This window comes from Natrialbaceae archaeon AArc-T1-2 (assembly GCF_030273315.1).
Classification (GTDB): domain Archaea; phylum Halobacteriota; class Halobacteria; order Halobacteriales; family Natrialbaceae; genus Tc-Br11-E2g1.
This window is the reverse complement of record NZ_CP127174.1, coordinates 2,522,780-2,532,582: the sequence shown is the minus strand read 5'-3', so window position 1 is coordinate 2,532,582 and position 9,803 is coordinate 2,522,780. Positions and strand designations below refer to the sequence as shown.

Here is a 9,803-nt window from a genome sequence, read left to right as displayed (position 1 = left end):
CTCGAGAAACGGGTCGCTACGCTATCGACGCAGCGATCGGAAAACGATACCTCTACTGGGCCGTCTTACAGGCGCTCGACGTTGGTCGCGCGCGGGCCCTTCTCCGCTTCGACAATTTCGAACTCGAGTTCCTGACCCTCTTCGAGGTCCGGACCGCCAACGTCCTCCATGTGGAAGAACACGTCCTCGTCCGCATCGTCACTCTCGATAAAGCCGTAACCGCCAGTGTCGTTGAAGAATGCGACCGTACCTTTCGCCATTGCATGTGAACAAAGTCCCGTGGTATGCATAAAGCTTCTGGACGGGTTACCACGATTCACAGCTCGAACAGACGTATCCCTTCTCCTCCTCGTCTCGCCAGCCCCGCTCGACGGTCGTCTGACAGCGCTTGCAGGTGTACTCGCCGTACGCGGCCGTCGGGACGGACGGCTCGACGGCTTCGGACGGTCGCTCGGCCGAGTCGTCGTTCGGCTGTGATTCGTCACCCTCGGTCAGAAGGCGGTTCCCTGCTCGGCGTCGTACGCACCGACGAGCTGGGTCGAGGCCAGCACCGTTGCCTCCATCGCGATCGTCGAGCCCAGCCGCGCCTTGCGGGTCTCTGCCGGCGTCTCGAGTTCGGTATCGAGCGCCACGAGCTTGAACCGGTAGTCGTGGCTTCCCTCCGGTGGCGACGGGCCGCCGTAGCCCTGTTCGACGTAGTCGTTGTAGCCTTCGACCGCGCCGTCGGCGTCCCACCCTTCCGGGATCGTACCGATGTCGGGATCGATGTTCCAGGCCAGCCAGTGATCCCACGTGTGGCCTGCGACGGGCTGAGCTTCGGGATCGTCCATCACCAGCACGAGCGACTCGGCCTCGTCCGGTACGCCCGAGATCTCGAGTTCGGGATTCGCGTTCTCGTTGACGTATCCCACCGAGTCGGGCATTCCGTCTCCGTCGTCGAACGCGGGACTGGTCAACTCGAGATCGCCTTGCTGTTCCATCTCGCCATCGAGTATCGTTGACATCTGTCTCTCCCCTCGTGTCGGAAATCCGCAACTCATCGTCTTAGTGATTACGGTACGCGCTGACCTGTCAACGACGAGTACCGAACCGACGGTCGGGGTCGTCTCTACCCCGACCACGAGACCGGCACGGCCAAGTACTCCCGGTTACAACCCGCGAACATGAACCCGATCGCGCTGAACGTCATCGTCGAGAACATCGTCGAGATGAACGAGTACTTCGCCGACATCGCGATGGGCGAGGGCCTCGCGCCGATCCTGGTCGCCGCCGGCATGCTTTTGATTATTTTCAGCGTCGGCGTCTTCGGTCTGCTCACGCTCGGTGCACTCGGTAGCCTCGTGACCTCGAGTTCGAGTTAATCCGTCGCTCGCTCGAGAGCCTCGCCCGCACGGACGACCGCCTCGTCGAGGTCCGGTCCGAGCGGCGAGCCGACGACGATCCCGTCGACGTGTTCGAGTGCCGCCTCGAACCGATCCGCGACTGTCTCCGTCGTCCCGGCAATACAGAACGAATCGATCATCGCCGGCGTGACGTGCCCGAACGCCTCCTGGAGATCGCCACGCTCTAGGGCATCGCTGACGCTTTCTGCGGCCTCGCGATCGACGTCGTGACGCTCGAGCACCGGCTCGGCCGCGCCGCCGACGATGAAGGCGACGGGCGGACGGGCCGCCTCGCGTGCCGCGTCCTCGGTCGCGGCGACGCTAACGCTCGCGAACGCCAGTGACTCGAAGGGACCGCGCTCGTCGGGCCGTTCCGTAAGTCCCTGTTCGAGTTGGCCCGCGGCCCACTCGAGGTCGCGCTCGTGTGAGGCGTTGACGAGGACGCCATCGCCGTGTTTCGCGCTCATCCGGAGCATGTGCGGCCCCTGTGCGCCGACGTAGACCGGGATCTCGCGGGACGGGAGGTTCAGCGAGGCGTCCCGAGCGGTGAACGTTCCCTCGTGGGTGACCGTCTCACCGGCCCACAGCTTTCGAGCGAGCCGGAAGCTCTCGAGGACGCGCCGGAGCGGCCGGTCGCGTTCGATGCCGAGATTCGAGAGGCTCGAGCGGTCGCCGGCACCGATACCGAAGAGGGCGCGGCCGTCGCTTATCTCGTCGATCGTCGCGGTCCGGGCGGCGAGGCTCACGGGGTGGGACTCGTAGGGGTTGACGACGCCCGGCCCGAGTCGCAACTCGTCGGTCGCCTCGGCCATCCGCGACAGCGTGACGAACGGGTCGCGGTTGAAGTAGTGACTGCTCGTGAAGGCGGCGTCGAACCCCTCTTCCTCGGCGCGTGCGGCCAGGGTCGCGATCCGCTCGGGAGGGTGTTCTGGCGTGAGTTCGATCGCCCGCGTGGGTCGGTCGGGCGGTGAGACGTAGTCCGTCATTGCTCGTACTGCCACCCCCGTAGCGCCTGGCGAACGAAGTCAGTTTCGACCTCCCGGAACAGTTCGTCGCTGCCCTCGAGGTCGCCGAACGCCCAGTCGCGGACGACGACGGCGGGCGTGCCACCTGCACCCTCGCCGGTCACGAGGTTCGACGCCGCGGCGAGTTCGTCGACGACGGACTGGACAGTGACGCCGAGTTCGCGGCCGTCGCGGTCGCGTTCGCCCCGCCAGTCCCGGCTCGCTGGCATCCCGGCCCAGCCGAGCGCGACGCCGCGTTGACCGTGTCGAAACGGCCGTCCGCAGGTGTCGGTGACGATCACCGCGACGTCCGCGGGGAGCCCGGCACGGATCCGCGCTGCGCTCTCGCTCGGGCGTTTCGGCAACAATAGCAGGTCGTGCTCGGGCACGTTTGATCGATCGATCCCCGCGTTGACGCCGACGTGGCCGAACCGCGTCTCGGTGAGGAGGAACGGAGCCTCCATCAGTAACTCGGTACTCTCCTCGAGGACGGCCTGAGCGAACCTGGGGTCTTTTTGCTCGCCCGTGATCGCCTCGAGTCGGGATGCGATCTCGCGGGCTCGCGGGCTCGCGGGAAACTCGGCGAGGTCGGCGGTCCGCCCCTCGGCTTTCGAGACGACCGTGCTCGCGACCGTCAGGACGTCGCCGTCCTCGAGGTCGACCCGGTCGGCGACGAGGGTAGCGAGGTCGTCGCCGGGACGGATCTCCGGCAGATCCGGTACGGCGTGTAGCTTCATACTCGGAGGTAGGAAAGCGGCCTCAAAAGCGCACCGTCACCGGAGACGACAGCCGAGGGGAGTGATACGGATTGCTGTACCGATGTCCCGGTGCACCCGCAGAACGGTCGCGGTTGCGCCGGGACAGACGGACAACGGTCCGTATGAGTCAGTTTTCGACGACGTCCTGCGACGGTGACGAAGACGGAGACGTGGTCACGTTGGAAGCGAGATCCGCGTCCGTTACCCGAACGTCGCCCGAGCGCTCGACGGCGACGTCGTAGCCGCGATAGGTAAATTCGACCGTCCCGGCTCGCTCTGGGTCGGCAAACAGCGCCTCGAGTGCGTCCGTGTCGACGACGTCGTGAAGCGGTGGCCGGAGTTCCGCCGGATCGATACCCTCGCGTGTAGCAACCGCCCGGACGATTCGAAGGCTAACTGGCGTCTCTTCGGACATGAACTGCTCGTCCACGTAACTGTATATAAGAGCTAGTAAACTGACCGAAACCGAAGAAGAGTTCATCGGAACGGAAGCGGTTACAGTGGTATCGAGGCGAAAGCCCATCTGCTTTAGCCGTCTGGAGGATGTCAGCCGGTCCGTAACTCGAGTTCGACGTCGCCTCCCGCCACGTCGGCGACGAATATCGTCTCGCGGTCGGCCGGACTCGCCGCGGTCGCGCTGCCGGGGTTACAGATCCGGACGCCGTCGACGGTCTCGTCGACCACCTCGTGGGTGTGGCCGGCGACGCCGATCGCGTCCGGCCCCGCTTGCTCGTGGACGGTCGCTACGACGCGGTCGTACCAGCCCGCGGGGTCGCCGGTGCCGTGGGTGACGACGAAGGTGACGTCGCCGGCCTCGAGCGTCGTCGCCGTTGGCAGCCCCAACGAGGCGGGATCCATGTTCCCGCGAGCGGCCGTCAGGTCGCCGTCTGCGAGCGCGTCGATCCGTTCGTACGCCGCCGGCGAGTCGAAGTCGTCGGTGTGGATCGCGTGATCGGCGCGTTCGATCTCGGTCGCGACCCAGGCCGGAATCTCGTCGGCCCGGGACGGAACGTGCGTGTCGCCGAGTATCGCGACTCGTGGCATAGTCGCCCGTACGGCGTCGATCCCCGAAAGCGATTCCCCGCGAGCGCCCGTCGCCTCGCGTATGACCGAGAGCCACGAACGCGACGATCCGACCCACGTCGTCACCGCGTTCTTGCACAATCGAGGCGAGGTACTGCTGTTGTGCCGAAGCGACGCGGTCGGCACCTACACGGGCCGGTGGGGCGGCGTCTCCGGCTTCGCGGAGGGCGAACCCGACGAGCAGGTTCGCGTCGAAATCGCCGAAGAGACCGGCCTCGAGGACGAGGTTTCGCTGGTTCGTTCGGCCCGGCCCGTCCAGTTCGACGATCCTGACCTCGGCCGGGAGTGGGCCGTCCACCCGTCTCTCTTCGAGTGTGGTTCCCGCGAGGTCACTCTGAGCGAGGAACACGACGACTACGAGTGGGTTTCGCCGACGGCGATCCTCGAGGACGACCGTGAGACGGTCCCGAAGCTCTGGGAGGTCTACGAACGGGTCGCGCCCACCGTCCGTTCGATCGCGGCCGACGACGACCACGGCGCGGCATTCCTCTCGATCCGCGCCCTCGAGGTCCTGCGTGATCGGGCCGGCTTGCTGGTTCGCGAGCGACGCCACGACCGAGAGCGAGACGGAGACGAGGATACCGACGCCGAGTGGGACGAACTCGCCGCACTCGCACGCCGACTGCTCGAGGCTCGTCCCTCGATGGCCGTTCTCCGAAACCGGGTCAACCGGGCGATGACCGAGGCCGAAGCCGACGGCGCGGACGCGACGGCCGTCCACGAGGCCGCACTCGAGGGGATCGATCGCGCGCTCGAGGCCGACGAGGCGGCCGCATCGAACGCGAGCGAACACGTCGGCGGAGTCGTTGGGACGCTCTCGCGCTCGGGGACGGTTCTCGCGGCGCTCGCGGCCGCCGACCCCGATCGAATCTACCTCGCCGAGTCCCGACCCCTGTGTGAGGGGCGGGCCGTCGCCGAGGAACTCGCCGACGAGTGGTCAGTGACGCTTCATACGGATGCGGCGATGGCACACGTCCTCTCGCGGGAACCGATCGACTGCGTACTCGTCGGCGCCGACACCGTCTTGCCCGACGGCCGCGTCGTGAACAAGACCGGCACGCGAGTCCTGGCGCTCGCTGCGGCCCGCGAGGGCGTTCCCGTCTACGCCGTCGCCGCCACGGACAAGGTCTCGACCCGGACGGACGTCAACCTCGAGTCCGGCTCCCGGGGAGCGGTCTACGACGGCGACGCCGACCTCGACGTGTTGAACCCCACGTTCGACGTGACGCCCGCAGACTGCGTCACCGGCGTCGTCACCGAACGTGGAACGCTCCCGACGGCGGCGATCGGCGACGTTGCCGAGGAACTGCGTGCGCTCGAGGATTGGACGCAAGACGGGCAAGCGACCGAGTGACGGGAGCGCGAACCGCCGACCTTTTGCCGACCGCTTGCATCCCTCCGGGTAACCGACTCGAGACCACCATGGCAACAGACCGGCCGCCGCATCCGCCCGAGGAGGACGACCGCGTCACCTACGACTACCGGAGCGACGACGTCGACCGGCCGGGACTCGTCGCGGACCTAGAGCGCGTCGTCGAGGGCGACGTTCGCTTCGATTCATACTCCAGGGAGCTGTATGCCACCGACGCCAGCATCTACGAGATTACCCCGATCGGCGTCGTCTTCCCGACGTCGACCGACGACGTCGTCGAAGTGATGGAGTACTGTGCCCGGCGGGAGATCCCGGTACTCCCGCGCGGCGGCGGCACGGGTCTCGCAGGCCAGACGGTCAACGAGGCCGTCGTCCTCGATTTCAGCCGGTATATGGACGACGTGTGCGATATCGATCCCGACGCCCGGACCGCGACCGCCGAACCCGGCGTCCGCCTCGAGTCACTCAACGAGGAACTCGCCCCCCACGGGCTGAAGTTCGCCCCCGATCCGGCGTGGGGCGATAAGAGTGCGCTGGGCGGTGCGATCGGTAACAACTCCACGGGTGCACACTCCTTGCAGTACGGCAAGACCGACGCCTACGTCGAAGAGTGCGAGGTCGTCCTCGCCGACGGCACCGTCACGACCTTCGGCGAGGTCACCCTTGAGGAACTCCGCGAGCACGCGGGCACGGCGGACCTCGAAGCTCGGATCTACGCCGAAGTCGCCCGTATCCTCGACGAAGAGGGGGACCTGATCGAGGCGGTCTACCCCGACCTGAAACGGAACGTCTCGGGGTACAACCTCGACTGGCTGGTCGCGGACGCCCGCGGTGCAGCGCGTGGCACGGGCGAACCGGACGCGTCCGGCGGGACGGTCAACCTCGCGAAACTGCTCTGTGGTAGCGAGGGAACGCTCGCGATCGTCACCGAGGCGACAGTCGCCCTCGAGCCGGTTCCCGAAACGAAGGGGATGGCGTTGCTCGCCTACGAGACGATCATCGACGCGATGGAAGACGTCGCCCCGATCGTCGAGCACGATCCCGCGGCCGTCGAAGTGTTAGACGACGTGCTCATCGACCTCGCGCGCGACAGCGCCGAGTTCGTCCCCGTGACCCGGATGCTTCCCGAGGGGACGGGTGCCGTCTTGCTCGTCGAGTTCTACGCCGAGGACGACGCCGACGGAAGACGGACGGTCGCGAACCTGCTCGCGGATCGCTGTCCGGGCGTCGAGCCCGAGGGCGACCCCGATCCCGAGCGAGAGCGGGTGAGCCTCGAGGCGGGCACCTACGCTTTCGACGCGCTCGAGGCCCACGACGCCGAGAGTCGCACGAAGATCTGGAAGCTCCGCAAGTCCGGGCTGCCGATTTTGCTCTCGCGGACGACCGACGAGAAACACGTCGCCTTCATCGAGGACACGGCCGTCCCGCCGGAGAACCTCCCCGAGTTCGTCGCCGACTTCCAGGCCGTCCTCGAGGCCCACGACACCTACGCCAGCTTCTACGCCCACGCCGGGCCGGGCGTGCTCCACATTCGGCCGCTCGTGAACACGAAAACGGAGGCCGGACTCGAGGACATGGAGTCGCTCACCGACGCCGCCACCGACCTCGTCGTCGAGTACGACGGCTCGGTCTCGGGCGAACACGGCGACGGCCGCGCCCGGACCCAGTGGAACCGGAAACTGTACGGCGACCAGATCTGGGAGACCTTCCAGTCGCTGAAGACGGCGTTCGACCCCGACTGGCTGCTCAATCCGGGGCAGGTCGTCTTCCGCGAGGACGACCCGACCGACATGACCGAGAACCACCGGTTCGGGCCCGACTACGCGTTCGAATCGGGCTTCTCGCCCGAACTCAACTGGGAGTGTGACAACGGCTTCCAGGGGATGGTCGAGCTCTGTCACGGCTGTGGCGGCTGTCGGGGCGAGCAGGAAACGACCGGCGGCGTGATGTGTCCGACCTACCGGGCGAGTCGCGAGGAGATCGCGAGCACTCGCGGGCGAGCGAACGCTCTCCGACAGGCGATGAGCGGCGACCTCCCGCCGGAGGAGGCCTTCACGGACGAGTTCGTCGAGGAGGTGCTGGCGCTTTGTATCGGCTGCAAGGGCTGTGCCATCGACTGCCCGAGCGAGGTCGACATGGCCAAGCTCAAAGCCGAGGTGACTCACGAGTACCACGAGCGAAACGGCGCGACGGTGCGAGATCGCCTCTTCGCGAACGTCCACGACCTCTCCCGGCTCGGGAGCCGGTTCGCTCCTGTCTCGAACGCTGCGGCGAAGCTACCCGGCGCGCGCTGGCTGCTCGAGAAGACCGTCGGGATCGACGCCGACCGGCCGCTGCCTCGTTTCTACGCCGACACGTTCCGTGACTGGTTCGCGAAGCGAGGCGGCTCGCGGATGAGCGAGGCCGAGGCGGACCGCACAGCCGTCGTCTACCCCGACACGTACACGAACTACAGCAACCCCGACGCCGGGAAAGCCGCCGTGTGCGTCCTCGAGGCCGCGGGCGTCCACGTCACCGTCCCCGACGGACTGGGCGATACGGGCCGGCCCGCGTTCTCGAAGGGCTTGCTCGACGAGGCTCGCGAGACCGCCCGCGAGAACGTCGACGGACTCGTCCCGCTGATCGAGGAGGGGTGGGACGTCGTCGTGATCGAGCCCTCCGACGCGGTCATGTTCCAGTCGGACTACCTCGATCTGCTCGCCGGCGAGGACACCCACATCCTCGCCGGGAACGTCTACGGCGTCTGTGAGTACCTCGATACGTTCCGACTGGACGAGGCAATCGAGTTCGCCGCCGTCGAGGACTCGCTTACGTATCACGGCCACTGCCACCAGAAGGCAACGGCGAAAGACCATCACGCCGTGGGCGTCCTCCGTCGAGCGGGCTACGAGGTCGATCCGCTCGATTCGGGCTGCTGTGGGATGGCCGGCAGCTTCGGCTACGAGGCCGAACACGCCTCGATGAGCGACGCTATCGCTGCGATCCTCTACGACCAGGTCGACGGCAGCGACGGCGAGCGGGTCGTCGCTCCCGGCGCGTCCTGTCGCACGCAACTCGCCCATCGCCCTGGTGCGAGCGAGAGTCCCCCGACGCCGATCGAACTGCTCGCAGACGCGCTCGCGTGACTACGACACCTCGAGCACCGCCACGCTCGCGAGTTTGTCCCCCTCGACGACTGTCGCCTCGCGGGTGAGCGTGTACAGAATACCCTCCCGGCCAGCCGTTGCGTGCTGAAGCGACTCGTAGCTCGCCGGATCGTAGACGGTGCCGAGGTCGACACCTTCGGTGACGTGCTGGCCGAGCTCGAGCGACGGGTTCGGCCGGAACAGCCCCGAGGCGCTCGCCGGAACCTGACCGAGGTGGTTGTGCGCGAGCGTCCCGTCCCACTCGGCCGGCTCGCCCTCGAGCATCCCGACCTGTCGAAGGACGTCGAACAGCCCCTCGACGCCGGCGTCGACGACGTCCTCGAGGATTCGTCTGTTGTAGGCGAGCTCGGGCGTGATCGCGGTGATCCCTTCTCGCGCGGCGGCGACGCGGAGCTTGCCGTCGAAGCCACGCTGATGCCACGCCACGGACGCGTCGTCGCCGGCCGGCTCGGCGAGCAGGAGGTCAGTACCGAACGCCGCCGCAAGCGTGCGGGCGTCGTCGTCGCCGTCCGGGTAAACGACGTGTGGAAGCATGTCGGGACTGCCGGTGTGAAGGTCGACGACGGCGTCGGCGCTTACGACGTACTCCCAGAGCGTCGCGGCCATTCGCTGGTGGAGGCTCCCGGCGTCGTCGCCGGGCCAGACGCGGTTCATGTTCGGGTTGACGCTGTCTAAGATCTCGGGCGTAGTGTAGGAGACTCGATCGAACGTGAGCGGGTTCGCGACGGGGACGGCGATCACGGTTCCGGAGAGCGAGGCGGGCGAGAAACGTTCATCGAACCGCCGCAGGAGCTCGGTCCCGTTTACCTCGCGACCGTGCTGGGCTGCCTGTACGTACAGCGTCGGACCGTCAGCAGCCCCGTCGTAGGTGTGGACGGTCGTCGTGACCGCGACGCCAGAGGGAAGCGTCGCGAGCGTCACCTCGTCCGTCGCGTGCGTTCCGGAACTCATGTTCACGGGGAAGTCGACCACGGCCAGGAACATGTACGTGAGGGAGCAGCCGATACGACGGCGATCCGCGTCCCGGTCGATCGACTCATACCACCATCGTTTTCACC

11 protein-coding genes are annotated in these 9,803 nt (G+C 67.1%); 3 read left to right on the top strand and 8 right to left on the bottom strand.

The window, feature by feature from the left end:
* Nucleotides 1–65: 65 nt before the first annotated feature.
* Genes QQ977_RS13035 through QQ977_RS13030 form a run of 3 tightly spaced genes read right to left on the bottom strand, consistent with a single transcriptional unit; the run spans nt 66 to nt 1,004 of the window.
* Entirely contained in the window at nt 66–260 is a 195-nt protein-coding gene (locus QQ977_RS13035; RefSeq protein WP_285926208.1) for a cold-shock protein, read from the bottom strand.
* A 46-nt stretch (nt 261–306) separates the two neighbouring features.
* The gene (locus QQ977_RS17350) at nt 307–495 is read right to left on the bottom strand and encodes a DUF7573 domain-containing protein (RefSeq protein ID WP_430540850.1); all 189 of its coding nucleotides are present in this window, start codon (nt 493–495) and stop codon (nt 307–309) included.
* Nucleotides 492–1,004 carry a YbhB/YbcL family Raf kinase inhibitor-like protein gene (locus QQ977_RS13030; protein WP_285926207.1) on the bottom strand — a complete coding sequence of 171 codons (513 nt, stop codon included), beginning with the start codon at nt 1,002–1,004 and terminating at the stop codon, nt 492–494. Before QQ977_RS13030 ends, QQ977_RS17350 begins: the two co-directional genes overlap by 4 nt.
* 159 nt (nt 1,005–1,163) lie before the next feature.
* Between QQ977_RS13030 and QQ977_RS13025 the strand changes: the two genes are divergently transcribed.
* Nucleotides 1,164–1,361 (top strand): hypothetical protein, encoded by a 198-nt coding sequence (locus tag QQ977_RS13025; protein ID WP_285926206.1) that lies wholly within the window; start codon nt 1,164–1,166, stop codon nt 1,359–1,361.
* On the opposite strand, the gene QQ977_RS13020 is transcribed toward QQ977_RS13025, so the two are convergent.
* From QQ977_RS13020 to QQ977_RS13005, 4 genes are all read right to left on the bottom strand, one after another.
* Nucleotides 1,358–2,368 (bottom strand): 5,10-methylenetetrahydromethanopterin reductase, encoded by a 1,011-nt coding sequence (locus tag QQ977_RS13020; RefSeq protein ID WP_285926205.1) that lies wholly within the window; start codon nt 2,366–2,368, stop codon nt 1,358–1,360. The genes QQ977_RS13025 and QQ977_RS13020 overlap by 4 nt on opposite strands.
* Complete coding sequence (locus QQ977_RS13015) at nt 2,365–3,123, bottom strand: coenzyme F420-0:L-glutamate ligase (protein WP_285926204.1); 759 nt, start codon at nt 3,121–3,123, stop codon at nt 2,365–2,367. The genes QQ977_RS13020 and QQ977_RS13015 overlap by 4 nt, the downstream gene beginning before the upstream one ends.
* Nucleotides 3,124–3,271: 148 nt before the next feature.
* Nucleotides 3,272–3,559 (bottom strand): HalOD1 output domain-containing protein, encoded by a 288-nt coding sequence (locus QQ977_RS13010; RefSeq protein ID WP_285926203.1) that lies wholly within the window; start codon nt 3,557–3,559, stop codon nt 3,272–3,274.
* Nucleotides 3,560–3,690: 131 nt separating this feature from the next.
* Nucleotides 3,691–4,188 carry a metallophosphoesterase family protein gene (locus tag QQ977_RS13005; RefSeq protein ID WP_285926202.1) on the bottom strand — a complete coding sequence of 166 codons (498 nt, stop codon included), beginning with the start codon at nt 4,186–4,188 and terminating at the stop codon, nt 3,691–3,693.
* A gap of 61 nt (nt 4,189–4,249) precedes the next feature.
* Here QQ977_RS13005 and QQ977_RS13000 point away from each other — a divergent pair, with 61 nt between their 5' ends.
* Nucleotides 4,250–5,581 carry an NUDIX domain-containing protein gene (locus QQ977_RS13000; RefSeq protein ID WP_285926201.1) on the top strand — a complete coding sequence of 444 codons (1,332 nt, stop codon included), beginning with the start codon at nt 4,250–4,252 and terminating at the stop codon, nt 5,579–5,581.
* 68 nt (nt 5,582–5,649) lie between these two features.
* Nucleotides 5,650–8,724, top strand: a complete 3,075-nt coding sequence (locus tag QQ977_RS12995; protein ID WP_285926200.1) for an FAD-binding and (Fe-S)-binding domain-containing protein — start codon at nt 5,650–5,652, stop codon at nt 8,722–8,724.
* Here the strand turns inward: QQ977_RS12995 and QQ977_RS12990 are convergent, their stop codons facing one another.
* Complete coding sequence (locus QQ977_RS12990; RefSeq protein ID WP_285926199.1) at nt 8,725–9,696, bottom strand: succinylglutamate desuccinylase/aspartoacylase family protein; 972 nt, start codon at nt 9,694–9,696, stop codon at nt 8,725–8,727.
* Nucleotides 9,697–9,803: the final 107 nt, after the last annotated feature.